24 protein-coding genes are annotated in these 25,403 nt (G+C 56.0%); 14 read left to right on the top strand and 10 right to left on the bottom strand.

What is annotated here, in order from left to right; translation table 11 throughout:
• Nucleotides 1–108 precede the first annotated feature (108 nt).
• The 3 genes from fruA to fruB are packed head-to-tail and all read right to left on the bottom strand — an operon-like array spanning nucleotide 109 to nucleotide 3,885.
• Nucleotides 109–1,794 (bottom strand): PTS fructose transporter subunit IIBC, encoded by a 1,686-nt coding sequence (fruA, locus tag DDA898_RS09510; RefSeq protein WP_013317625.1) that lies wholly within the window; start codon nucleotides 1,792–1,794, stop codon nucleotides 109–111.
• A 16-nt stretch (nucleotides 1,795–1,810) separates the two neighbouring features.
• A complete protein-coding gene (gene fruK, locus DDA898_RS09505) occupies nucleotides 1,811–2,749 on the bottom strand; it encodes a 1-phosphofructokinase (RefSeq protein ID WP_013317624.1) in 939 nt (312 codons plus the stop codon).
• Nucleotides 2,746–3,885, bottom strand: coding sequence for a fused PTS fructose transporter subunit IIA/HPr protein (gene fruB / locus DDA898_RS09500; protein WP_013317623.1), 1,140 nt, complete (start codon nucleotides 3,883–3,885; stop codon nucleotides 2,746–2,748). The genes fruK and fruB overlap by 4 nt, the downstream gene beginning before the upstream one ends.
• A 335-nt stretch (nucleotides 3,886–4,220) precedes the next feature.
• Between fruB and DDA898_RS09495 the strand changes: the two genes are divergently transcribed.
• Nucleotides 4,221–5,402 carry a sugar efflux transporter gene (locus tag DDA898_RS09495; protein ID WP_038911073.1) on the top strand — a complete coding sequence of 394 codons (1,182 nt, stop codon included), beginning with the start codon at nucleotides 4,221–4,223 and terminating at the stop codon, nucleotides 5,400–5,402.
• A 149-nt stretch (nucleotides 5,403–5,551) separates the two neighbouring features.
• Here DDA898_RS09495 and DDA898_RS09490 read toward each other — a convergent pair whose 3' ends face one another.
• On the bottom strand, nucleotides 5,552–6,889 hold the full coding sequence (locus tag DDA898_RS09490) for an amidohydrolase (protein ID WP_038911072.1): 1,338 nt from the start codon (nucleotides 6,887–6,889) through the stop codon (nucleotides 5,552–5,554).
• A 155-nt stretch (nucleotides 6,890–7,044) separates the two neighbouring features.
• Between DDA898_RS09490 and DDA898_RS09485 the strand changes: the two genes are divergently transcribed.
• Nucleotides 7,045–7,812, top strand: coding sequence for an IclR family transcriptional regulator (locus DDA898_RS09485; protein WP_050570245.1), 768 nt, complete (start codon nucleotides 7,045–7,047; stop codon nucleotides 7,810–7,812).
• A 31-nt stretch (nucleotides 7,813–7,843) separates the two neighbouring features.
• On the opposite strand, the gene DDA898_RS22235 is transcribed toward DDA898_RS09485, so the two are convergent.
• Nucleotides 7,844–8,098, bottom strand: a complete 255-nt coding sequence (locus DDA898_RS22235; protein WP_071604596.1) for a YkgJ family cysteine cluster protein — start codon at nucleotides 8,096–8,098, stop codon at nucleotides 7,844–7,846.
• Between DDA898_RS22235 and DDA898_RS23395 the strand changes: the two genes are divergently transcribed.
• The 9 genes from DDA898_RS23395 (at nucleotide 7,998) to yejF (ending at nucleotide 17,574) form a co-directional block, all read left to right on the top strand.
• Nucleotides 7,998–8,327 (top strand): hypothetical protein, encoded by a 330-nt coding sequence (locus DDA898_RS23395; RefSeq protein WP_162471547.1) that lies wholly within the window; start codon nucleotides 7,998–8,000, stop codon nucleotides 8,325–8,327. The two genes, DDA898_RS22235 and DDA898_RS23395, sit on opposite strands and share 101 nt — an antisense overlap.
• A 10-nt stretch (nucleotides 8,328–8,337) precedes the next feature.
• Nucleotides 8,338–8,910 (top strand): elongation factor P-like protein YeiP, encoded by a 573-nt coding sequence (yeiP, locus tag DDA898_RS09480; protein WP_013317618.1) that lies wholly within the window; start codon nucleotides 8,338–8,340, stop codon nucleotides 8,908–8,910.
• Between the two features lie 77 nt (nucleotides 8,911–8,987).
• Nucleotides 8,988–9,965 carry a CobW family GTP-binding protein gene (locus tag DDA898_RS09475; protein WP_038911070.1) on the top strand — a complete coding sequence of 326 codons (978 nt, stop codon included), beginning with the start codon at nucleotides 8,988–8,990 and terminating at the stop codon, nucleotides 9,963–9,965.
• Between the two features lie 48 nt (nucleotides 9,966–10,013).
• Entirely contained in the window at nucleotides 10,014–10,727 is a 714-nt protein-coding gene (locus DDA898_RS09470) for a phosphatase PAP2 family protein (protein ID WP_038911069.1), read from the top strand.
• Nucleotides 10,728–11,218: 491 nt separating this feature from the next.
• A complete protein-coding gene (gene mepS, locus DDA898_RS09465; protein ID WP_013317614.1) occupies nucleotides 11,219–11,794 on the top strand; it encodes a bifunctional murein DD-endopeptidase/murein LD-carboxypeptidase in 576 nt (191 codons plus the stop codon).
• Between the two features lie 251 nt (nucleotides 11,795–12,045).
• Nucleotides 12,046–13,857: an extracellular solute-binding protein gene (locus tag DDA898_RS09460; RefSeq protein WP_038911068.1), complete on the top strand. Its 1,812-nt coding sequence runs from the start codon at nucleotides 12,046–12,048 to the stop codon at nucleotides 13,855–13,857.
• Between the two features lie 9 nt (nucleotides 13,858–13,866).
• The gene (locus DDA898_RS09455) at nucleotides 13,867–14,958 is read left to right on the top strand and encodes a microcin C ABC transporter permease YejB (RefSeq protein WP_038911067.1); all 1,092 of its coding nucleotides are present in this window, start codon (nucleotides 13,867–13,869) and stop codon (nucleotides 14,956–14,958) included.
• Nucleotides 14,955–15,980 (top strand): ABC transporter permease, encoded by a 1,026-nt coding sequence (locus tag DDA898_RS09450; RefSeq protein WP_038911066.1) that lies wholly within the window; start codon nucleotides 14,955–14,957, stop codon nucleotides 15,978–15,980. Before DDA898_RS09455 ends, DDA898_RS09450 begins: the two co-directional genes overlap by 4 nt.
• Before the next feature lies 1 nt (nucleotide 15,981).
• A complete protein-coding gene (gene yejF, locus DDA898_RS09445; RefSeq protein WP_038911065.1) occupies nucleotides 15,982–17,574 on the top strand; it encodes a microcin C ABC transporter ATP-binding protein YejF in 1,593 nt (530 codons plus the stop codon).
• 71 nt (nucleotides 17,575–17,645) lie between these two features.
• On the opposite strand, the gene DDA898_RS09440 is transcribed toward yejF, so the two are convergent.
• The 3 genes from DDA898_RS09440 to rsuA form a co-directional block, all read right to left on the bottom strand.
• Nucleotides 17,646–17,990: a YejG family protein gene (locus DDA898_RS09440; RefSeq protein ID WP_013317609.1), complete on the bottom strand. Its 345-nt coding sequence runs from the start codon at nucleotides 17,988–17,990 to the stop codon at nucleotides 17,646–17,648.
• Between the two features lie 360 nt (nucleotides 17,991–18,350).
• Nucleotides 18,351–19,475: a Bcr/CflA family multidrug efflux MFS transporter gene (locus DDA898_RS09435; RefSeq protein ID WP_438830422.1), complete on the bottom strand. Its 1,125-nt coding sequence runs from the start codon at nucleotides 19,473–19,475 to the stop codon at nucleotides 18,351–18,353.
• Nucleotides 19,476–19,630: 155 nt separating this feature from the next.
• Nucleotides 19,631–20,329, bottom strand: coding sequence for a 16S rRNA pseudouridine(516) synthase RsuA (gene rsuA, locus DDA898_RS09430; RefSeq protein ID WP_013317605.1), 699 nt, complete (start codon nucleotides 20,327–20,329; stop codon nucleotides 19,631–19,633).
• 265 nt (nucleotides 20,330–20,594) lie between these two features.
• Here rsuA and DDA898_RS09425 point away from each other — a divergent pair, with 265 nt between their 5' ends.
• The 3 genes from DDA898_RS09425 (at nucleotide 20,595) to rplY (ending at nucleotide 23,051) form a co-directional block, all read left to right on the top strand.
• Nucleotides 20,595–20,834, top strand: coding sequence for a YecH family metal-binding protein (locus tag DDA898_RS09425; RefSeq protein WP_038911063.1), 240 nt, complete (start codon nucleotides 20,595–20,597; stop codon nucleotides 20,832–20,834).
• Nucleotides 20,834–22,609: a DNA repair helicase RadD gene (gene radD, locus DDA898_RS09420; protein ID WP_038911061.1), complete on the top strand. Its 1,776-nt coding sequence runs from the start codon at nucleotides 20,834–20,836 to the stop codon at nucleotides 22,607–22,609. The genes DDA898_RS09425 and radD overlap by 1 nt, the downstream gene beginning before the upstream one ends.
• 154 nt (nucleotides 22,610–22,763) lie before the next feature.
• The gene (gene rplY / locus DDA898_RS09415) at nucleotides 22,764–23,051 is read left to right on the top strand and encodes a 50S ribosomal protein L25 (RefSeq protein WP_013317602.1); all 288 of its coding nucleotides are present in this window, start codon (nucleotides 22,764–22,766) and stop codon (nucleotides 23,049–23,051) included.
• Nucleotides 23,052–23,260: 209 nt separating this feature from the next.
• Here rplY and DDA898_RS09410 read toward each other — a convergent pair whose 3' ends face one another.
• Together DDA898_RS09410 and DDA898_RS09405 are read right to left on the bottom strand one after the other, a co-directional pair.
• Nucleotides 23,261–24,478 (bottom strand): L-lactate MFS transporter, encoded by a 1,218-nt coding sequence (locus DDA898_RS09410; protein ID WP_013317601.1) that lies wholly within the window; start codon nucleotides 24,476–24,478, stop codon nucleotides 23,261–23,263.
• A gap of 185 nt (nucleotides 24,479–24,663) precedes the next feature.
• Complete coding sequence (locus DDA898_RS09405) at nucleotides 24,664–25,398, bottom strand: LytR/AlgR family response regulator transcription factor (protein WP_038901023.1); 735 nt, start codon at nucleotides 25,396–25,398, stop codon at nucleotides 24,664–24,666.
• Nucleotides 25,399–25,403 lie beyond the last annotated feature (5 nt).

Here is a 25,403-nt window from a genome sequence, read left to right as displayed (position 1 = left end):
CCCCCAAAGCGAGGCAAAATCATACCGCTATTACCCGACCCGGCGGAAAAAACGTAAAAAAAAACGCCAGTCGCAAGACTGGCGTTTGTCATCAGGTTATAGCGGCAATCAGGCTTTGACCAGTTGCTCTTCCGGACGTTTCAGCACGGCGTACAGCACGCCAGCCACCACCGTACCGGCGATGATGGAGAACAGGTAGCCCAGTACCGGTGTAATCGCACCCGGAATCAGCAGCACGAACAGACCGCCGTGCGGCGCCATCAGCTTCGCGCCAATCGCCATGGAGATAGCACCGGTCAGCGCGCCACCCAGGATACAGCACGGCAGCACACGCATCGGGTCGCGGGCAGCGTAAGGAATGGCTCCTTCGGAGATGAAGCACAGACCCAGCACCACCGCCGCTTTGCCGCCTTCGCGTTCGTTGGCGGTGAATTTCTTGCCGGCAATAAAGGTCGCCAGACCCATCGCCAACGGCGGCACCATACCGGCAGCCATGACGGCGGCCATCGGCGCATACACCTGGCTACTCAACAGCGTGGTGCCGAACACGTAAGCCACTTTGTTCACCGGGCCGCCCATGTCGGTACACATCATACCGCCGAGAATCGCGCCCAGAATGACCGCATTGGCGGTGCCCATGGACTGCAGCCAGCCGGTCAGACCGGTCAGGATTTTCGCGACCGGCGTACCCACCACGTAGATCATGATCAAACCGGTGATCAGCGTGGCGACCAGCGGAATAATCAGGATCGGTTTCAGCGCCGACATGCTCTGCGGCAGCGTCACATGGTTGCTGATGGCGCGAGCCAGATAACCAGCCAGGAAACCGGCGATGATACCACCGAGGAAGCCGGCGCCGGTGCTAACCGCCAGCATACCGCCGACCAGACCCGGCGTCAGACCCGGACGGTCGGCAATCGAGAACGCGATATAACCGGCCAGTACCGGCACCATCAGGGCAAAGGCAGACCCACCGCCAATCTTCATCAGCGCGGCAGCCAGCGTCCCCTCTTCTTTGAACGCGGTAATCCCGAACACGAACGACAGGGCGATACACAGGCCGCCAGCCACCACCATCGGCAGCATGTAGGACACGCCGGTCAGCAGGTGACGGTATGGGCCTGCGCCGCCTTTCCTGGCGGACTCGCCGCCGGCCGCCGCGCTGCTCTGGGCGGACGGCTGGAACACCGTCGCCTCGGACAGCGCCTTGTCAAACTCCTGCGCCGTCTTCTTCAGCGCCAGACCGGTGGAGGTGCGGTACATCTTTTTGCCGGCGAATTTGCTGAGGTCAACTTCAATGTCCGCCGCCACGATCACCAGATCCGCCTGCTCGACTTCTTCCGGGCTGATCGGGTTGCCGGCGCCCACGGAACCGCGGGTTTCCACTTTCACCCACCAGCCGCGTTTTTTCGCTTCGCTTTCAATCGCTTCCGCCGCCATGAAGGTGTGCGCCACCCCAGTCGGACAGGCGGTCACCGCCACGATGCGTTTGGCGGTAGCCGGAGCCGCCGCTGCGGCGGCAGGCGCCTGATACGGCTGCGCTTCCGCTTTGGCTTTTTCCAGAAACGCCGCCGGTTGACTCAACGCCAGCTCACTATCCCCGGCAAACACTTTTTTGCCATTCAGACCACTGTCTGCCTGTACGGGCGCACCCAGCACGATGGCCAGCTCCGCGTCGGCAAACTGCTCAGTGAGGGTAAGTCCTGCGTTAGCGGCAGCAGCACCGAGCAAATTTTTCACCAGACGGCTTTTCGCCAGTCCCAGTGATTTATCAAGTATCAGCAGCGTTTTCATTGTTTATCTCCTGCTGTCAGTTAAATGGTTTGAGATCGACACGCGCCATCATCGCAGCCAGCTGCGGACGATCGCTAATGCCTACGTTGCTCTGGCTGACGGCCAATGCTGCCACCGCGGTGGCCAGGCGCAACGTGTGTTCACTGGACTCACGCATCAATAAGCCATAAATCAATCCCCCCACCATGGAGTCACCCGCACCTACCGTACTGATCACTTCACAAGCCGGCGGTTTTGCCAGCCAGGCACCAGACGCATTGACCCACAGCGCGCCTTCCGCTCCCAGCGAAATCACGACATGGGCAATACCCTGTTCACGCAGCGCATGCGCCGCATCGACCACATCCGCCAGCGTAGGCAACTTGCGTCCGGCCCAGATTTCCAGCTCCCGGCGGTTGGGTTTCACCAACCACGGCGAGGCTTTCAGGCCAGCCACCAACGCTTCGCGGCTACTGTCAAAAATAATGCACGGACACTGGCTGCGCAGGCGCGACATCCAATCGGTAAACGCGTCCGGGTCAACGCCGCTCGGCAGACTGCCGCTAACGGCGACCATGTCAAACTGCCCCAGCCAGCTCAGCGAATCGTTGACGAAACGCTGCCAGTCCTGCTGGGTTACCTCAAAACCGGAGAAATTCAGGTCGGTCACATCACCACTCTGCTCGGTGAGTTTGACGTTAATGCGAGTACGCCCCGACACCACCTGAAAACGGTTGGCGATGCCCAACTCGCTGAACAGCTGCTGAAAACCGTCCTGATTGTCTTTGCCCAGAAAACCGCCCACGGTGACATCGATACCGAGGTCTTTCAGCACCTTGGCGACGTTGATGCCTTTGCCCGCCGCATGCAGGCCCGTGGTCTGAACCAGGTTGACTTCGCCGTGTTCAATTTCCGGGCAGTACCCTACTAAATCATAGGCGGGATTCAGGGTGATGGTGGCAACGCGTCTGCTCATGCTGCGCCCTCCCCAAGGCCGGACTGAATAGCTTCGCCGATGGCTTTCAGCGCCGCTTCAGCATCGCCGCCTTTGGCGGTGAAGCGCAGACGGTGGCCGCTCTTGACGCCCAGCGCCACCACTTTCATCAGGCTACGGCCGTTGGCCGGTTTGCCGGTGCCATCGAGGTTCGCCACGGTGATCTCGCTGGAGAACTGTTTGATGACGTTAACCAGCATCGCCCCCGGACGGGCATGCAGACCGTGCTCGTTGCGAATGGTAAACTCCGCCGTCAGCACGTTGCCCTCTTCTTCTTCCTCTTCTTCGCTGGTCAGCAGCGCCAGTAGCGTGGTTTCGTCAGCGGACAGCAAACTATCTGCCTTGCCGGCGATCAGCAGTGTGCTGAGGTAATCCATCGGCGCGAACACCTGCTCATCCGCCGCCGAAACCGTCAGCAACAGCCCTACGCTTTCGCCATCCACCGCGAAAGGTTCCGCCGGGCGGCTCACCGCCAGCGCGCTCACCAGATTGCCGGTCAGGCTATCGCTCAGCCAGATACCCTGCCCCAGATACGCCGGCTTGTTGCCGACCACATGGCTGACAAAGCTGGCGTCGACCGCGCCAATCTGTTGCAGACGGCCGGCGTTCAGCGCCTGCAGCGTCATCAGGTTGTCGGTCGCCACATTCAGGCTAATCAGCGAGGTATCAAAACGGAACGCGCCCGCCAGTTGTTCGCCCATCAGTAACCCGCGCAGTTCGTCAGCTGACGTGGTGCTGGCCAGACGAGCCGCGACGCGATCATCGCTCAGCACGTGGGTCAGTTGACGCAGCAGCGCCAGATGTTCGTCGGAACGGGCGGCAATCCCCAGCACCACATACGCGGTCTGGTCTTCGCCCCATGCGATCCCCTGCGGGAACTGGAACACCTGAACACCGGTTTTCTGCACCAGATCGCGCGTATCGGTGGTGCCATGCGGAATGGCAATACCGCTGCCGAGATAGGTAGAGGTCTGCAGCTCACGCTGAAGCATCCCCTCGACATAGCCCTCGCTCACGCAACCAGCCTCGGTCAGTGCGGCGGCCACCTGACGAATGGCCTCTTCTTTACTGCCGGCGGAAGCACCTAAATGAATGTCGTGCTGTGACAACTGAAACATAACGCTCCTCTCTTGCTGAACTTGAATCGTTTCAGCTTTTATGAGAAAAAATTTGCTGACTCTCTCAGGGTAGTTTCAGCAAAACCTCGCTGAAACGTTTCAAAAATTCTGCGTTTTTCACTATATGTATGCAAGCATTCTGCATAGATAAAATGACAGATCTTAGAGGTCACGCACATTTTCACCACGAAACACCAGAATCCGTAACACTTTGACATACACATGCTGAATAGGTGCTGAAGAAAAAAAACTGAAACGGACTTTCGTTTCTACTCCATCAGCGTAAGATAGCGCGTTCAGTTTTCTCCCTGCTTCTTTTTTAACCTGAATTCAGCATGACAATTTCTTCTGCCCGCACGGCCCGACGCCTGCCCGATCTGACGTCTTCGGCGTTTCTGGTGATTGCTTTTCTGACCGGGATTGCCGGTGCGCTGCAGCTCCCCACGCTCAGTCTGTTTTTATCAATGGAAGTACAGGTACGCCCGTTCATGGTCGGGCTGTTTTATACCGGCAGCGCGGTGATCGGCATCGTCGTCAGCCAGATTCTGGCGACCTATTCCGATCGTCAGGGCGACCGCAAAACGCTGATATTGCAGTGCTGCCTGTTGGGCGCGCTGGCCTGCCTGCTGTATGCCTGGAACCGTAACTATTTCGTACTGCTGTTTATCGGCGTACTGCTGTCGAGTTTCGGCTCCACCGCCAACCCGCAACTGTTTGCGCTGGCGCGGGAACACGCCGACCGCACCGGCCGCGGCGCCGCCATGTTCAGTTCGGTAATGCGGGCGCAGATTTCGCTGTCCTGGGTGATCGGGCCGCCGGTCGCCTTCGCGCTGGCTCTGGGCTTCGGTTTCCCGGCGATGTACCTGACGGCGGCGGTGGTATTCGTACTGTGCGGACTGCTGGTGTGGCTGCTGTTGCCGTCAATGCCCAAAACCCGGGTTAAATCCGCCGCGACGCTGGAGTCGCCCCGGCAGAACCGGCGCGACACGCTATTGCTGTTTACCGCCTGCACGCTGATGTGGACCTGCAACGGCATCTATCTGATCAATATGCCGTTGTATCTGGTTAATGAATTGCGGTTACCAGAAAAACTCGCCGGGGTCATGATGGGCACCGCCGCCGGGTTGGAAATCCCGGTGATGCTGCTGGCCGGCTACCTCACCAGCCGGTTAGGCAAGCGCCTGCTGATGCGGCTGGCGGTGATCGCCGGACTAATTTTTTATACCGGGCTGACGCTGCTGAACGGTTCGTGGGCGCTGCTGGCGCTGCAATTGCTGAACGCGATTTTCATCGGCATTCTGGCTGGGATGGGAATGTTGTATTTTCAGGATCTGATGCCGGGCCAGGCGGGCGCCGCCACGACGCTGTTCACCAACACCACCCGCGTAGGCTGGATTATCTCCGGCTCGCTGGCGGGCATCGTGGCCGAAGTCTGGAGTTATCATGCGGGTTTTGTTATCGCCATCGCCATGCTGGCCGGCGCCGCCGTCTGCATGTGGCGCATCCGCGACGTTTAACCTTGTCACGGCGCGGTGGCGCCGGCAAATAAAAATGCACGAAGAATGGCCTGGCACTAATCAAGACAGAGCATGCTGTCGCTTCGCTGTTACTGATAACTGACGGCAATAATTACCGGCTGTGGATTCCCAAAGAGGTATAAATGCTGTTATAACTTTTTCCCGACATTGTTATCTAAAGCATTCATTACAGCTAGCGTCATGGCTTCAACTCCCGTGCGAATAGTCGGCTCTGGCACTGGTGCAAACAGAGGAGAATGGTTGCTGGGTATTTCAACACCTTCGCGCTCCCATTGTTTAATCTGCTCTGGAGAATATATGCCAATATTAAAATACACGGCAGGAATTCCAGCATTGACGAATACAGAAAAATCTTCACTGGCGGAGCTAGGTTCTTTAGCTTCCGTAAAATGGTTGCCAAATCGCTCCTTAAACACTTTAGCGGTAGATTCTGATAGAGAACTATCATTAACAATTGAATCCACCTTATTTTCACCAATTATTATTTCCGGGAGTGGTGCCTTAGACATATCCGCGGATGCTTTCGCAAAACGGGCAATGCCATCAATTAAGTTCTTACGTACATTATCATCGTAGGTACGCAGCGTTCCCTGTATTTTTGCCATATCAGGAATAATATTGCCGGATGTCCCTGAATTAAATGCACCAATAGTTACAACGCCGAATTTGTTAGGAGAGGTTTCTCGACTAATCAATGTCTGTACATCGGTAACGAACCTTGCGGCAATCAAAATAGGATCGATGGTTTTTTCCGGCATTGAACCATGGCCGCCTTTTCCTTTAAAAGTAATAGAGAATGAATCGCCGTTGGAGGTCTGAACTCCGGGCTTAAAGGAAACAAGTCCGTATTCCATCGGTGAAGTATGTAATGCGAATGCATAGTCCGGTTTGCCGAATTTTTTGAAAATACCATCGTTGACCATTGCACTTGCGCCAGTAATTTTTTCCTCAGCCGGCTGGGCGACAAACATCAGGGTTCCTTGCCACTGATCCTTCATGTTAATCAGTGCGGAGGCGCTCCCGAACCAGGATGCCATGTGTATATCATGGCCGCAGGAGTGCGCAACATATGTCTCTTTCCCATCTTGATCTTTCTGCTTTACCTTACTTGCGTACGGCAAACCGGTTTTTTCCTGCATGGGAAGCGCATCCAGTTCAGTTCTCACCATTACGGTTGGCCCATCACCATTTTTGTATATAGCAACAAATCCTGTGCCGCCGAGATTATCCATCACCTGAAAACCAATCTTACGCATATTATTAGCAAGTATTTTAGTCGTTCTGACTTCCTGATACCCGAGTTCAGGATTTTGATGAATATCTTTGTATAAGTTATCCAGTTGAGAATAATTGATATCGAGATAGCTATCTGTCGCCTTGCTAGCCTTCTGGATATCAAATGCATAGGCAACATTCGATAAATAATTCATTGACATTATGAGACATAATGCAGAGTTAAGTTTCATGCTATTGCATCCTTTACAATTTAATTTGTTAAAAGCAATCTAGCGGCATGCCAGCATGCGTAGATTAAAAAGCATAATTACTGGTATTTAACACATGCAGTGTATCACAATGCAATACAGTTACTGTACCACGATATGATACAGGGTGGGTTGTTATGATTGAAAAATCGAGAGGCGGTATCCAGGTTATATCGCGAGCGGCGGCTATTTTACGTGAAATCTGTGAGAGCCCTGACGGCCTCAGTCTGGGACAGATTGCATCATTGACGGGGCTTGCCAGATCCACTGTTCAGAGAATTGTGGATGCGCTTGAAGGTGAACACCTGGTACAGGCCGGAGCAAAAGGGGTACGCCCTGGTTGGGGGTTGAGACGTTTGGGGGAAATATCCAATCCAGAACCCTCTCATAACCTTCGCCCTTTACTTTATCGCTTATATGAAAGAACAAAAGAGACCGTTGATTTATCAACACTAGATGGGACATCCGTTTTGTTTATGGATCGTTTTCTTTCTGAGCAGCGTATCCGCGCCGTACCTGATATACGGGTCAGATACCCCGCGTACACAATGGCAAACGGCAAAGCATTGCTTTCCACCCTTTCCGACCGTGAAATTCATAACCGCTATGGATCCGGCATGCTGGAAAGAATAACGCCCAATTCAGTGGTCAATGTCGACGACTTAGTGAAACAACTTAACGCTATTCGGGCTGGTGGGTTCGCCTACGATAGAGAAGAGCATGCTGTAGATTCATGCGCCATTGGCCTACCACTCCGTATCTGGGGTGGGCTTAATCTCGCCATATCCGTAGTGGTTCCCACCCACAGGTTTCATTCGCACAGAAATGAAATTGAAACAGCGCTGAGGCTCTGCGTAGATGAATGCAATCAGTATCTGCTGAAAATGGACACACCAGATGAGTGAGCCACTAAGTCACATTATTATCCGCGGTGTGTCAAGGTCCCGTCGCTTCTTCAAGATGAATCAGATACGTCATGGCATCTTCGCGGTTCGTTGAACACATTTCGTGCGAGGGTTGTAAGCTACCACAGACTTTCGGGCGTAGCGGAGACCCGAAAATGTTGCACAGGTTATTTGCAGAGAGTTGGATGCAGGGCGTATTGGCCGGTTTTCCCTGCGGCATGCCGGGAATCGGGCTGGAGATAGAAGGCGCGGTACAGCAGGCGCCGCAATCAGGGCGACATTCCATCAACATAACCTCCGGGGATTCCCGTTACTCTTTCAGGCCGCAGAGCCTAACAGGCTGTCGGCCGCAAGGCCACTATTTACCTTATCGCCGTTTTACCGCCGTTTTTACTACCACCGTTTTTACTGCTCCGCCGCCGGTCTGTTTGGCATCTGGCCGCCACAAATCCCGCTTGCCTGAACCCATCCTGACGGGTAACGTGTCGCCACAAAAATTTCTCTTCTTTATTTAAGGTATGTTTCATGGCAAGAGCAAATGAGATCAAACGCGGCATGGCCGTTAACTACAACGGTAAGCTGCTGCTGGTAAAAGATATCGATATCCAGAGCCCCAGCGCCCGCGGCGCCAGTACGCTGTACAAAATGCGTTTTTCCGATGTCCGTACCGGCCTGAAAGTAGAAGAGCGCTTCAAAGGCGATGATATTCTGGACACCATCACCCTGACCCGCCGTTCCGTGACGTTCTCCTATATTGACGGTGACGAATACATCTTTATGGACGAGGAAGACTACACCCCGTATACCTTCAAGAAAGAGCAGATCGAAGATGAACTGCTGTTTATTCCTGAAGGCGGCATGCCGGGCATTCAGGTATTAACCATGGACGGACAGTTGCTGGCGTTGGAACTGCCGCAGACGGTCGATCTGGAAATCGTGGAAACCGCGCCGGGGATCAAAGGCGCATCCGCCAGCGCCCGCAACAAACCGGCCACGCTGACCACCGGTCTGGTGATTCAGGTGCCGGAATACCTGAGCGCCGGCGAAAAAATCCATATTCATATCGCCGAGCGCCGCTACATGGGTCGCGCGGACTAACCGCCCGCCGGTGAATTGAATACCCGCGTCTGGCGGGCCAAGCCAGACGTATTCCTGCAGATACAAGGAGGCTCCCTGTGTTGACGAAAGTAAACCTGATCACCGGTTTTCTCGGCAGCGGCAAAACCACCACCATCAAGCACCTGCTGTCCCGCAAGCCTGAAGACGAAACCTGGGCGGTGCTGGTCAATGAGTTCGGTGAAATCGGTATCGACGGCGCGTTGCTGAGCGATACCGGCGCACTGCTCAAAGAGATCCCCGGCGGTTGCATGTGCTGTGTGAATGGCCTGCCGATGCAGGTGGGGCTCAATATGCTGCTGCAGAAAAAACCTCACCGCTTACTGATTGAACCCACCGGTCTCGGCCATCCGAAGCAAATTCTGACGCTATTGACCTCGGAAGCCTATCAGCCGTGGCTCCAGTTGCAGGCTGCCGTGTGTTTGCTGGATGCGCGCCAGCTCGGCGACAGCCGTTACACCGAAAATGAAAACTTCCGCGACCAGTTGGCCGCTGCCGACGTGATTGTCGCCAACAAGCAAGATACCTGGCAGGACAGCGACCACGACGCGCTGCAGGCCTGGTATCAGCAGCAGGGTCAGGATCGTCGTCTGATCACCCTGTCTCAGGGGCAGTTGGATATCGCCGTGCTGGATTTGCCGCGGGAAAACCACAATGCGCTGCCGGATGCCCGTCACCACCATCACTCCGCCGTCGCCAAAACCGGGCTGGCCGCACTGAAACTGACCGGCCGGGAAAGCTGGCGCCGCGCACTGAATCAGGGTCAGGGCTATTATGCCTGCGGCTGGATTTTCGATGGCGATACCCAGTTCAACACCGCCAGTCTGCTTGACTGGGTGCGTCTGGCACCGGTAAGCCGCGTTAAAGGTGTGATGCGTATTCCAGAAGGCACGCTGGTGGTTAACCGACAGGGATTCGACCTGCGCATTGAAACGCAATCCGCCTCACCGCCGGACAGCCGCATTGAAATCATTAATGAATCTGAAGCGGAATGGAACACCTTGCAAAAGCAGTTGTTAAATTCCCGTTTAATATAAGCGATGTAAATTATACGCTTGGACAAATTTGACAGTGAGTCAGGATGTATGTCAAAGCGTAGTAAGCTACTTATTTTATTATTCAATCTTCTGGGTTTTTCTCTGTTCTTCTCCTGGTATTTGCCCGCACAGCACGGGTTCTGGTTCGACATAGACACATCATTGTTTTTCTATTTCAACCAGCGCCTGGCTACATCCAGCGCGTTTCTCCATCTGGTGGCGATTACCAACAATCGCGCCTTCGACGCCAGTGCGCTGCTGGCCATGGGGCTGCTTTATCTGTGCTATTACCTGCGTCGCTCCCATGACGCGCGCCGTCAGATGCTGCTTATCGGTCTGGTGATGCTGATGACCGCGGTGGTGCTAAACCAACTGGGACATCTGATACCGATACAGCACAGCAGCCCGACGCTGTTTTTCAGCGACATCAACCGGGTGGGTGATCTGACCGGTATTCCCACCAAGGATGCGTCCAGCGATAGCTTCCCAGGCGATCACGGAATGATGCTGATGATATTCGCCGCATTTATGCTGCGCTACTTTGGCCGGCTAGCCTTTGCCGTCAGCCTGTTGATCGTGCTGGTATTTGCCACGCCGCGCATCATGAGCGGCGCGCATTGGTTTACCGATGTCGCCGTCGGGTCGCTGTCAATCGTGCTGGTGGGGCTCAGTTGGTGGCTGCTGACCCCAGCCTGCGACGCGCTGATTAGCTGGCTTGACCACCTGTTACCCGGCAAAAAATCGCTCAGTCAGCAGGCCTGACTGATGGTGACCACTGCAAACGATCTGTCGCCTCCGGTAGTCGCCAAGATAGTGGTCACCCTGCCCACCTGTTCAACTTTTTTGGCTATTTTGCGCACGTTTTATCGTTCCACTCTCCCGCCGCAGATTTTTATAGGGCTGGCGTGAAAAATTTCATCATGAAATCGTATAAACAAAAGAGACAAAAAAACTCGCAATCTGATTTTCGTTAAGGTATGGTCGTCGAGGCTCGCGATTCATGGGCAGACATCCGGCCAGTTAACCAACTGTTGCCAAACCAATAATAGTGTGCAGTGTTGCACAATTTGGTGGATGGATAATTGTCCCATGAAAAGTAGTGCTTTAGTCTGACACTCGTTTTGTTTGGCATAGACACATTGATCATTGGCATAGAAACATTGATCAATAGACACATCGTTCAATAAATACATCGTTCATAAACACAGCGATAGCGATTGAATCGTTAAGGACATCAAGGGAACATAACAACAATGGTCAAATCTCAACCGACTCTGAGATATATCTGGCGGGCCTTGCCTGCCGTGGCGGTAGCGGTAATGCTCTCCGCCTGTACCAACAATACTGCAAGTGTTAATAATCAAACTGATAGGCGTGTGGTTAACGGTGGTGACCCTTCACTACAAGCCTCTCAGGATGAATTCGAAGCGATGGTTCGCAACGTGGAAGTCAAATCCAAGTTGCTTGAACAGTACGCCAGTTGGAAAGGCGTGCGTTATCGCCTCGGGGGCGACAGCCGTAAAGGCATCGATTGCTCCGGTTTCGTTCAGCGTACTTTCCGTGAACAATTCGGTATGGATTTGCCGCGTTCCAGTTATGAACAGCAGGACATCGGCGTTCAAATCCAGCGCAATAAGCTGCGCCCGGGTGATCTGGTCGTGTTTCATGCCGGCTCTACCGGCCGCCATATGGGCATCTACATCGGCAACCAGCAGTTCGTTCATGCTTCCACCAGCATTGGTGTGACTATTTCCAGCATGGATGACAACTACTGGAAACCTCGCTACCGCGAAGCGCGCCGGGTGCTGAAGCAGGATTCGCACAGCTGATTTTCTTTTTCCTTGATGTCGTCCAAACAAACTTAAAACGCCGCTCGTCAGACAGCGGCGTTTTTTATTGCTCCACTCGTCCCTCCGGTAACAACTTGGATCGATTAACAGTAGGTTTGACGCCTTAATTCATGGTAAAACAGAGCACCATAGCGTCCGGCATCGTGATTGCCAGGAATTTCAGGCACTTTCTCCGGCAAGTCGGCTTTTCATACGGGGAAACATGAGGTTATCAGGAGTCTGCCATTTCGATGTTTATACGTGCACTTATCGCCACCTTGCTGTCTGCCTGCACCTGGCTGGCCTATGCCGAACCGACCACGCAGCAGACTTATGCGTTTGCGACCCTGGGCGAACCGAAATACCAGCAGGGATTTACCCACTACGATTACACCAATCCATCGGCCCCCAAAGGCGGCAAAATTACGTTCAGCGCGCTAGGCACTTTCGATAACTTTAACCGCTTTGCTTTGCGCGGTCTGGCCGCCGCCCGCACCGAAAGCCTGTACGACGCCCTTTACGTCAGTTCAGAAGACGAACCCGCCAGTTACTACCCGTTGATCGCGCTTACCGCGCGTTATGCCAGCGATTACAGCTGGATTGAAGTAGAGATGAACCCCGCCGCGCGTTTTCATGACGGTTCGCCGATTACCGCCGCCGACGTGGCGTTCACCTTCAATATGTTCATGACCCAAGGTGTACCGCAGTTCCGTCTGTACTACAAAGGCGCCGACGTCAAAGCCATTACGCCGCACACGGTGCGCTTTACCTTCCCTGAACCAGACAAGGAAAAGATGCTGGGGATGCTGACGTTACCGGTCATGCCGGAGAAATTCTGGCGCGACCACAAACTCAGCGACCCGCTGAGCAAACCACCGTTGGCCAGCGGCCCCTACCGCATTACCGATTACCGCATGGGCCAGTACGTCATTTATTCGCGCGTGACCGACTACTGGGCAGCCAACCTGCCGGTCAACCGCGGCCGCTACAACTTTGACCAGTTGCGTTATGACTACTACCTGGACGACAGCGTAGCGCTGGAAGCCTTCAAGGCCGGCGCATTTGATTTCCGCATCGAGGGTTCCCCCAAACACTGGGCGACCCAGTACGAAGGCGGTAATTTCGCCCGCGGCTACATTCGCAAGAAAGATGAAACCAATCAGGCGGCGCAGGATACCCGCTGGCTGGTGTTTAACATCCAGCGGCCGCAGTTTAGCGATCGCCGGGTGCGTCAGGCGCTGGCGCTGGCCTTTGACTTCAACTGGATGAATAAAGCGCTGTTTTTTAATAGCTATCAGCGCCCCAACAGCTTTTTCCAGAACACCGAGTACGCGGCGCAGGGCGCGCCATCGGCGGAAGAGCTGGCCTGGCTGACACCGCTGAAAGACAAGATTCCCTCCGAAGTCTTCGGCCCGGCATACCGGCCGGAAGAATCCGACGGCAGCGGTTACGACCGCGCCGGGCTGCTCAACGCGCTGCAACTGCTGCAACAGGCGGGTTGGGAGCTGAAAAATCAGGTGCTGGTGAACAAGCAGACCGGTCAGCCTTTTCGTTTCGAACTGTTGTTGCCGAGCGCCGCCAACTCCATCTATGTGCTGCCGTTCCAGCATAGTCTGGCGCGACTCGGTATCCGCATGGAAGTGCGCAGCGTCGATAGTCCGCAGTTCAATAACCGGTTTCGCAAGCGCGACTTCGACATGATCCCGAAGCTGTACCCGGCGATGCCCTACCCCAGCTCCGACCTCGCCATCAGTTGGAGTTCCGGGTATATCAACTCCTCCTATAACTCGCCGGGGGTGCAAGACACCGCCATTGACCAGTTGATTGACAACATCGTGCGCCATCAGGGCGACAAGCCGGCGCTGTTGTCGCTGGGACCGGCGCTGGACCGAGTGCTGACCTGGAACCAGTTCGCCATACCGATGTGGTATTCCAATCACGATCGTTTCGCTTACTGGAATAAATTTGCCATGCCTGCAACCCGCCCGGCCTATACGCTGGGTATCGACAGCTGGTGGTATGACGCGGATAAAGCGGCCACCCTGCCGGCAGCGCGTCGATAAGGAGCCGATGTGGGAACTTACCTGTTACGTCGACTATTGCTGGTGATCCCCACGCTGTGGGCCATCATCACCATCAACTTTTTTATTGTGCAGGTCGCGCCGGGCGGCCCGGTCGATCAGGCCATCGCCTCGATTGAAATGGGCCAGGGCAGCGGCTTTAGCGCCGGCGGGGACGGCGGCGGGCTGGCGCGCGGGCCGGGCGGCAAACCGTCGGTGGAAAACACCTATCGCGGCGCCCGCGGGCTGGACCCGGAAATCATCGCGGAGATCACCAAACGCTACGGCTTCGATAAGCCGCTGCACGAGCGCTACGTCAAATTGATCTGGGATTACGTGCGGTTTGACTTCGGCAACAGCCTGTTTCGCGGCTCGTCGGTGCTTGCCCTGATTAAAGAGAGTATGCCGGTGTCGATATCCCTCGGGCTGTGGAGCACGCTGATCATCTATTTGGTTTCCATTCCGCTCGGCATCAAAAAGGCGGTGCGCAACGGCTCGGCCTTCGACGTCTGGAGCAGTACGCTAATTATCGTCGGCTACGCTATCCCGGCGTTCCTGTTCGCGATCCTGCTGATCGTGCTGTTCGCCGGCGGCGGTTACCTCGACTGGTTCCCGCTGCGCGGCCTGGTATCGCCGCATTTCGACAGCCTGTCCTGGTTTGATAAGGTTACCGATTATCTGTGGCACATTGCGCTGCCGGTACTGGCGATGGTGATTGGCGGCTTCGCCACGCTGACCATGCTGACCAAGAACTCGTTTCTGGATGAAATCCGCAAGCAGTACGTGGTCACCGCCCGCGCCAAAGGGCTGGATGAAAAACGGATTCTCTATCGCCACGTGTTTCGAAATGCCATGCTGTTGGTGATCGCCGGTTTCCCCGCCACCTTCATCAGCATGTTTTTTACCGGTTCGCTGCTGATTGAGGTGATGTTCTCCCTCAACGGCCTTGGCCTGCTGGGGTACGATGCTACCCTGCAACGCGATTACCCGGTGATGTTCGGCACGCTGTACATTTTTACCCTGATTGGCCTGCTGCTGAATATTCTCAGCGACATGACCTATACGTTGGTTGACCCGCGTATCGATTTCGAGGAGCGCCAATGAGCCGTCTAAGCCCTATCAATCAGGCGCGTTGGGCACGTTTTCGCGCTAATCGTCGTGGTTACTGGTCGCTGTGGGTTTTTCTGGCGCTGTTTGTCGTTACCCTGTGCTCTGAGCTGGTCGCCAACGACAAACCGTTGCTGGTGCGCTACGACGGGCAGTGGTACGCGCCGGTTATGGTGGATTACAGCGAAACTACCTTCGGCGGCCAGTTGGCGACGCCGGCCGATTACCGCGATCCCTGGTTAGTGCAGCGGCTGGAACAAGGCGGCTGGGCGTTGTGGCCGCTGATTCACTACCGCTACGACACCATCAACTACGCCACCCAGAGCGCGTTTCCGTCGCCGCCGTCGCGCCAGAATCTGCTCGGCACCGACAGTCAGGGGCGCGACGTGCTGGCGCAGGTGCTGTATGGCTTTCGTATTTCCATTCTGTTCGGGCTGGCGCTGACACTGTTGTCCAGCCTGATTGGCATCGTAGTAGGTGCGTCTCAGGGGTATTACGGCGGACGCGTAGACCTGTGGGGACAGCGCCTTATCGAAGTCTGGTCCGGTATGCCGACGCTGTTTTTGATTATCCTGCTCTCCAGCGTAATTCAGCCGAACTTCTGGTGGCTGCTAGGCATTACCGTACTGTTTGGCTGGATGGCGCTGGTCGGCGTGGTGCGGGCCGAATTCCTGCGTACCCGCAATTTTGACTATATCCGCGCGGCACAGACGATGGGCGTCAGCGACCGGTCCATCATGTTTCGCTGCATGCTGCCCAACGCCATGGTCGCCACCCTCACCTATCTGCCGTTCATTCTCTGCGGTTCCATCACCACCCTGACCTCGCTCGACTTTCTGGGGTTTGGTCTGCCGATGGGGTCCGCCTCGCTCGGCGGCCTGCTGCTGGAAGGGAAAAATAATCTACAGGCGCCGTGGCTTGGCATCACGGTCTTTATGGTGCTGGCGGTGGTGCTGTCACTGCTTATCTTTATCGGCGAAGCGGTTCGCGACGCCTTTGACCCAGGTAAGGCGCATTGATATGTCCGCACACCCTTTACTTGAAATCCGGGACCTGAGCATTGCGTTTCGCAACGGCGACCAGCAGCGGCAGGTGGTCGACCGAGTCTCGCTGAGCATTGAGGCCGGAGAAACGCTGGCGCTGGTCGGCGAATCCGGCTCCGGCAAAAGCGTGACCGCGCTGTCGGTGCTGCGTTTGCTGCCCTCGCCGCCGGTGGTCTACCCTCACGGCGACATCCTGTTTGCCGGCGAATCGTTACTGAACGCCAGCGAGCAGCGGCTGCGCCAGGTGCGCGGCGACCGGATTGCCATGATCTTTCAGGAGCCGATGGTCTCCCTCAACCCGCTGCACACCATTGAAAAGCAACTGGCGGAAGTGCTCTCGCTGCACCGGGGTATGCGCCACGAAGCCGCGCGAGGTGAAATCGTCGGTTGCCTTGAACGCGTCGGTATTCATCAGGCGGCGCGACGACTGGCGGACTTTCCCCACCAGCTTTCCGGCGGTGAACGCCAGCGGGTGATGATCGCCATGGCGCTGCTGACGCAGCCCGACCTGCTGATTGCCGACGAACCGACCACCGCGCTGGACGTCACCGTACAAGCGCAAATTCTGGCCCTGCTCAACGAGCTGAAACAAGAGCTAAACATGGGCCTGCTGTTCATTACCCATAACCTGAACATTGTGCGCCGGCTGGCGGACCGGGTGGCGGTGATGCAGGCCGGGCGTTGCGTAGAGCAGAACCAAACCCGCGAGTTGTTCAGCGCGCCGCAGCATCCATATACCCGGCAGTTGCTGGATGCCGAGCCGACAGGAGAAGCCTTGCCGCTAGAGCAGGCCGCATCGACGCTGCTGGATGTCCGGGAGTTGGGCGTCAGCTTCCCCATCAGACGTGGCCTATTGCGCCGCACGGTGGGAGAAAAACCGGTGTTACAGGCGCTCAGCTTTAGCCTGCGCCGCGGAGAAAGCATCGGACTGGTGGGCGAATCCGGCTCCGGCAAGAGCACCACCGGACTGGCGTTGCTGCGCTTGCTGCGCAGTCGCGGCGAGATCTGGTTCGACGGCCAGCCGCTGCACCGTTTTAACCGTAAGCAGATGCTGCCGGTGCGTCGCCGCATTCAGGTGGTGTTTCAGGACCCAAACGGTTCGCTGAATCCCCGCCTGAACGTGGAGCAGATTATCGCGGAGGGGCTGCGGGTACACCACCGGTCAAGTCCGGCGGAACAGACGCAGCGGGTGATCCAGGCCATGCAGGAAGTCGGGCTGGACCCGGACAGCCGCCATCGCTATCCATCAGAGTTTTCCGGCGGCCAGCGCCAGCGTATCGCTATCGCCCGGGCGTTGATCCTGCAACCGGAACTGCTGATTCTCGACGAACCGACCTCATCGCTCGATCGTACGGTACAGGCGCAGATTCTGGCGCTGCTGAAAACCCTGCAACAAACCCACCAGTTAGCTTATCTGTTCATCAGCCACGATCTGCACGTAGTGCGTTCACTGTGTCATCAGGTTATCGTGCTGCGGCACGGCGAAGTGGTAGAGCAAGGCGAGTGTCGGCAACTCTTTGAACACCCACAGCAGGATTATACCCGGCAGTTATTGCAACTGTCGGTCTGAGCATCTCGCTCGGTTCAGGAAAGCCTGGAGAGAAGTGGCGTTACCGCAGCATCGTTACCGATGCTGCGGTTTCAGAAAGGGTATTGAGCACAGACGGATTCGGCGATCGCCACGCCGACGTCTTTCAGACGGCACATAGCGGCGCTTTCGTCCTGACGATGCAGGAACAGGCACGGCTCGCCTTCCCACTCGACTACCGCGCATTGCAGCTGGATATCATCCAGTGACTGGTTGAGGTGGCGCATAATCTGGCGAGCTTCTTCGCCGTCGTGGCTGAGCAGTTTAAAACCGATCAGATAACTGTCGTCATCCATGCTGCAAAGCGGAATCGGTTCAACTTTGATGCCAGTAAAACCGGATAACCAGCGGTAACTTTGCGGCAAGCGATGAACCACCGAAAGTTGGAGAGTATTCACAGCGGTCTTCCTCAGCTAAGCTGCTTTTAAAATTCACAAAATTATAACATAAATCAGTAAACTTTTTTTGCTCCGCATCTTCATTTACTACTATTCGGACACAAAAAAGCAACATTTCGTCATGATGAGGCCGTCCCAGAAGCATGGCGCTCAGATTGGTAACCGTTCAAAACGTTAACAAGATCACGATTTTGACTGATTTTGCGCTATATGTAACCTTTTATTCCAGATATCTCAACCAATTTCTTCAAGTTGTTCACTTTTGGTTCAATATTTTCACATTTAAGCGCAGCAGGCGGAGAGCACTGCCGGCAGGTTACCGGCAGCAAGAAGCAGGAAAGAGAGGAGTGAAAGAGGAACCTAACGCCGACTGGCGTACAGGAATAAACCGAACGCGCCTGCCGAGCAGAACGCCATAGCGCCCACCATCGGCCACACGCTCTGGAACGTCGCCAGCGACAATAACGTCCCCACCAGCGACCCCAGCCCGAAGCGCATGGTGCCGGCCAGCGAAGACGCCGTTCCGGCCATATGGGGGAAACCATCGAGAATCACCGCCATGGCGTTGGATGCCACCGTGGCGACGCAGCCCACGAATACCGCAACGCCGATCACCAGCGGAATAAACCCCAAATCGAAACTACTGACCACCACCAGCCATATCCCCATCACAAACTGGATAATCAACCCCAGCCGGAACATGAACATCGCTCCCATCCGCGACACAATACGGCTGTTGAGCAACGTCATCAAAAACAGGAATACGATATTCAGCGCAAAGTAGTAGCCGAAATGCTGGGGCGACACGCCGTTAAGATCGATGTAGACAAACGGCCCGGCGCTCAAAAAGGCAAACATGCCGGAAAACGACAGCCCGCTGGCAAACATGTAACTGAACACGCGGCGGTGGCGGACCAGTTGGGAAAAGTTCCCCAGCGTGGTACGCAGATGGAAACGCTGTCGCCGTTCCGCCGGCAGGGTTTCATGGATAAACAGCCATACCAGCACCGTCGCCACCAGCGACGCGGCGGCGATAGTCCAAAAGATGGCGTGCCAGCTAAGCCAGAACAACAGCGCGCCGCCGATGATCGGCGCCAGCAGCGGCGCCACCGTCATCACCAAAATCACAAACGACATCATGCGCGAGAACTCATCCTTCGAGAACATATCCCGCATCAGCGCGTTGATCACCACGCTGGCCGACGCGGCCGACAAGCCGTGCAGGAAGCGCATATGAATCAGTTGATCGACCGTTTGCGACAGCGCGCAGGCGGCGGCGGCCAGAGTAAAAATCAGCACGCCGCCCAGAATCACCGGCTTACGGCCGATGCTGTCCGACATTGGGCCATAGAAAATCTGGCCGATGGCGAAACCGAGTACATACGAGCTGAGGGTCATCTGCACCCGGCCCGGATCGACCGAAAATTCTTTTGCGATCACCGGCAGCGCCGGTAAATACATATCGATGGCGATTGGCATCAGCATCGATATCAATCCCAGAATAAAAATCAGACCGACGCGCGAGGATGAATGTGGTTGCACGAAAAACGGTTCTCCAGGTAGACGCGGTTTCCCGCCACCCGACGGCGGCGGATACAGGGATTTAACAGATAACAGGCCGGTGACCGACGGTCTTTCGGCTATTGCCCGATGCCGGCCACTTCTTCCGGCGTCAGCGGGCGATATTCGCCGGGCTCCAGCGCGTCATCCAGCGTAATGGCCCCGATGCGTTCACGATGCAACGCCACCACATGGTTGCCAACCGCGGCAAACATGCGTTTTACCTGATGATAGCGGCCTTCGCTGATGGTCAACCGCACCTGGTGCTCAGAAATCTGCTCCAGCGTTGCCGGGCGGGTCAGATTCTTCTCACCGTGTAATTGCACGCCAGCCTGAAAATTATCCGCAGTATCCGGCGCCAGCGGCTGCTCCAGCGTCACCAGATAGGTTTTTTCGCAATGGTGCTTCGGCGAGGTAATACGGTGCGACCACTGGCCGTCGTCGGTCAGCAGTACCAGACCGCTGGTGTCAATATCCAGCCGGCCGGCGGCGTGCAGCTTGTGCGCCACCGGTTCATCGATAAAATACAAAATCGTCGGATGGTCGGGATCGTCGGTGGAGCACACATATCCCTGCGGCTTATTCAGCATGAAATAACGCGGACCGTTCTGCTGTTCGAGCACATTGCCGTCGAACGCCACTTCATGCTCCGGCAGCAGCTTGAACGCACCGCTTTTTATCACCTCACCGTTTACCGTCACACGCTGTGCGCGCAGTTCGCGCGCTACCAGCGCACGGCTGATCCCCAACTGCTGGGAAAGAAATTTATCCAATCGCATTAATGAATACTGCCTATGGTCGTTACGAATTGCCGGTCAGGCATGGCGCTGACCGCCGCCTGATAGGAAAAGGCGCTGGCTTTCACACCGGATATTGATGTAAACCGCCCTTCTGCGCCGTTTAAAAAAAGCATAATAAAAGCAACTTTTTGCTCTTCACTGCCCTGCTACCCTGCCCGTCATTAAGCAGGAAAGGGAGAGTGCACCGCGACGTTTTGCCGTGTTGGCGGCATTTCATCGCCCGATAATTATCAGGAGCCCTATTATGTCATCGATTCACGGTCATGAAGTATTACATATGATGGTGGCCGCCAACAGATCCTTTACCACTGACGAGCTGATTGCCGCCATTGAGGCGCGTTTTGGCCGCGATGCCCGCTTTCATACCTGCTCCGCTGCCGACATGACCGCCGCCGGACTGGTGCAATTTCTGGCTGACAAAGGCAAATTCATTCCGCAAGATAACAGGTTTACCACCCATGAAAGTAAAATCTGCCGCCACTGATGTCCTTTACACTGCGCCCGTACCAGCAAGAGGCGGTTGACGCCACCCTTGCCTATTTTCGCCAGCACACCGCGCCGGCGGTGATCGTTCTCCCCACCGGCGCCGGCAAAAGCCTGGTGATCGCCGAGCTGGCGCGGCTGGCGCGCGGCCGGGTATTGGTGCTGGCGCACGTCAGGGAACTGGTGGAGCAGAATCACGCCAAATATTGCGCGCTGGGGCTACAGGCGGACATTTTCGCCGCTGGGCTCAATCAGCGCGACAGCGAAGGCAAGGTAGTGTTTGGCAGCGTGCAGTCGGTGGCGCGGCACCCCGGCAAATTTGATGACGCGTTCTCGCTACTGATCGTCGATGAATGCCACCGGATTAGCGACGATGAAAACAGCCAATACCAGCAAATCATCCAGCATTTGCAGCAGGCCAACCCGCAGTTGCGGCTGCTGGGATTGACCGCCACCCCGTATCGCCTCGGCCGGGGCTGGATCTACCAGTACCACTATCACGGCATGATCCGTGGTGACGACAGCTGTCTGTTCCGCGACTGCATCTACGAACTGCCGCTGCGCTATATGATCCGGCACGGCTTTCTGGTACAGCCGGAACGGCTGGACATGCCGGTGGTGCAGTACGACTTCAGCCAACTGGCGGCGCGCGGCGATGGACTGTTCAGCAATGGACTGTTCAGCGACGTGGAGCTGAACCGCGAGCTGAAGCGTCAGCAACGGGTCACGCCGCAGATTGTCCGCCAGATTACCGAGTACGCCGCCAACCGACGCGGCGTGATGATTTTCGCCGCCACGGTCGAACACGCGCGGGAAGTCGAAGGGTTGCTGCCGGCCGGCGAAGCGGCGTTGATCAGCGGCGAAACGCCGGCACCACAGCGGGATGCGCTGATCGCCGCCTTCAAGCAGCAACAGCTGCGCTATCTGGTCAACGTGTCGGTGCTGACTACCGGTTTTGATGCGCCGCACGTCGATGTGATCGCCATTTTGCGCCCGACGGAGTCCGTCAGCCTCTATCAGCAAATCATCGGCCGCGGCCTGCGCCTGTTTCCCGGTAAAACCGATTGCCTGATTCTGGACTACGCCGGCAACCCGTTTGATCTCTACACGCCCGAAGTCGGCCACAGCAAACCGCACAGCGACAGCCAACCGGTGCAGGTGTTCTGCCCGCAATGCGGCTTCGCCAACCTGTTCTGGGGAAAATGCACCGACGATGGCACGGTGATTGAGCATTATGGCCGCCGTTGCCAGGGGTGGCAGGCGGATGAGCAAGGACGGCGGCAACAATGCGACTACCGCTTCCGCTTCAAAAGCTGCCCGCACTGCGGCGCCGAAAACGATATCGCCGCACGACGCTGTCAGGCGTGCGATGCGGTGCTGGTCGACCCAGACGACATGCTGAAAGCGGCCCTGAAACTGAAAGACGCGCTGGTGCTGCGTTGCAGCGGCATGAACCTGCAACACGGCGTCGACGCCAAAGGCGAATGGCTGCGCATCACCTATTACGATGAAGACGGCGCCGACGTCAGCGAACGTTTCCGGTTGCACACCGCCGCCCAGCGCCACGCCTTTACGCATGTGTTTCTGCGCACACACCAGCGCGCGCCCGGCGTGCCCTTCCACTGGCAGCGTGCCGAGGATGTGGTCGCGCAGCAGGCGCTGCTGCGCGCGCCGGATTTCGTGGTAGCTCGTTTGCAGGGCAAATTCTGGCAGGTCCGGGAAAAGATCTTCGATTATCAGGGCCGCTATCGCCGCGCCCATGAACTGCGCGGCTAATCTGCGGCGGTTTTATTTGCCCGCGCCATCATATTCCGCTAGAATCTCGCCCGCTTTTATTTCGAATATCAACATGGTTATTTGAACAAAGCGGATTATCCTGCCTGTTGCTGGGTCGCCTGTAGCAGGTTCATTTTATCAAGTAGAGAAAGCAATGATTACTATCAACGCAGAAGTACGTAAAGAGCAGGGTAAGGGTGCGAGCCGCCGCCTGCGCACTACCGGTAAATTCCCCGCCATCGTTTACGGCGGCAGCGAAGCACCGGTTTCCATCGAACTGGACCACGATATCGTTAAAAACCTGGAAGATCGTAACAGCGAAGGTCTGTACGGTGAAATCGCCCTGGTTGTCGATGGCAAAGAAACCAAAGTAAAAATTCAGGCTGTTCAGCGTCATCCGTTCAAGCCGAAACTGACTCACATCGACTTCGTTCGCGTTTAATCACGCAGCGACGTCTTCGTCGAGCCAGCAAAAACGCCGCACTTGTTGCGGCGTTTTTGTTTTTCTCATCGGCATATTCCCGTGATCTCACCAGTACCTCACTTCCTCCCTTGCCCTATCCCTTCCCCCCCAAAAAAAACGCCACCGGCATGGTGACGGTGACGTTTGGCTACACGATTTGGCTACACGAAAAGGGTGAGGCTTCTTAATCAGGCGTGGCTGCCCTGTGCGACCAGCGGCGCATCCTGCTCGCGCGGCGCTTTCGGCGGCTGAATGAACAGGGTAATCACCAGCGACACCACCGACAGCAGCGCAATGGCGATAAAGGTACTGTGGAACCCGCCCAGCGCGGCGGCGATAAAGGAACCGGCCAACGGCCCCAGACCGAAGCCCTGATAAATCAGCCCGTAGTTTTTACTGTGATGCTTCAGGCCAAAGAAATCGGCCACAATCGCCGGGTAGACGGTGATATTACCGCCGAAACAGAAGGCCACCGCACCGGTGCACAGGAAGAACGTCATAGCATTCAACGGCAGGAAAGCCATCACGGTCACCGACAGCGCGGTCACCAGCAACGTAAAGTTCAGCACCCGCAAGCGCCCCACTTTGTCGGACAGATAACCGAGAATCAGGCGTCCGGCGGTGTTGCAGATGGCAATCGCCGATACCACGCTGGCGGCCGTCACCGCATCCAACCCGGCCATTTTCACACCGATATCCTTCGCGATGCCGATCAGATAAAGCCCGCTCATGCAGGAAGTGAAGAACACCACAAACAGCAGCCAGGCTTCTTTACGACGCAGCATTTCGCTGACGGTAAAGTTGACGTTGCCACCGAGTGCCGCCGTCTGGGCCGGTTGTACCGGCGCGTCTTTCAGCAGCATGGCGCCGCCGGTAATCATCACCAGCGCCATCGCTCCCCACCAGAAGAAGGTCTGGGACACACCGACCTGCGCCAGCAACGCGCTGTTGATGTATTTGAACACCAGGCTGCCGGTGCCGTACGCGCCGACCGAAATCCCGGCGATAACGCCCTTGCGATTCGGGAACCATTTAATCAGGTTGGACAATGTAGTGATGTAGGCCGCGCCGTCGGCAAACCCGACCACCACCCCCACCAGTAGCCACAACATCGGCAGCGAGGACACCATAGAGGCCGCCATCAGCGCCGCTCCCAGCACCAGACCGGCGATCAACGTCAGCTTACGGATACCGATGCGCTCCTGAATACGCCCGGCAAACAGCGTGGCGAACGCCAGGAAAAAGCTGGTTAAAGAAAAGGTGGTCGCCACCGAACTGAGCGGCCAGTCGAATTTGTCGACCAGCGGCTGGTTGTAAAGGCTCCAGGTGTAAATAGTCCCCAGCCCCATTTGGGCGAGGACAGTCCCTGCAATAATAACGCCGCGATTTGCCGGTTTGCTGTTCATACCGGACCCCCTGATTTTTCTGATGTGAAGATAAAACAGGCCGGAGCCTGCCGAATGGCACCAGTATAAAGAGGGGCTAAATCCATGGGTTTAATAAGGGCATGAACGGCATGAATTAGGGAATGAAATGCCGCCAGAGCGGTATCAATGACATTGAATACGTTTCATGCCGGACCTATTTACAGCTACAACCGCATCAGCTGGCGAAATTCCCTCACTTTGCTGCGGCTGACCGGCACCTGAAAATCCAGGTCGCTCAGTTTGAGAATATAGGTGTTGTTGAACCAGGGTTCGATCTCGCGGATCTTGCTCAGGTTAACGCAGTACGACCGGTGACACCGGAAAAAATAGGCCTCCGGCAGCCGGCTGCAAAACTCGGTGATGTTCATCGACATCACGAACTCGTCACGTCGGGTATAGACAAAGGTCAGCTTTTCGTGGGATTCGGCGTAATAGATATCGTGAATATTGGTGACGATAATCCGTTTATCTTTAATCAGATTGATGGTCATCGGCGCCGGGCGGTTGTCGCCGCCGGAATGGGTAGGCAATTGCTGTTGCTGCCACGCCGCTTCAAGTTTTTGCAGCATGCCGACAATGCGGGTTTCATGGTAGGGCTTGAGGATATAGTCGAACGCTTCCAGCTCAAACGCCTCCACCGCATGATTCTTATACGCGGTGATGAAGACGATCAAGGGCTTATGGGCGAACTGGCTGATGTTCTTCGCCAGCATCACCCCGTCCAGTGATGGAATGTTGATATCCAGGAAGATCACATCCACCCGGTTATCCTGCAGGTATTTCAGCACGTCGAGGCCATCGTCAAACACGGCGGCCACCTCGATCTGACTGTGTTGTTTGACCAGCCAGCTCAGTTCCTGCTGCGCCAGAAATTCATCTTCGACAATGATCGCTTTCACGCTTT

Source organism: Dickeya dadantii NCPPB 898 (assembly GCF_000406145.1).
GTDB lineage: Bacteria > Pseudomonadota > Gammaproteobacteria > Enterobacterales > Enterobacteriaceae > Dickeya > Dickeya dadantii.
The sequence above is the reverse complement of the archived record's forward strand: the minus strand, read 5'-3'. Positions and strand labels throughout refer to the sequence as shown.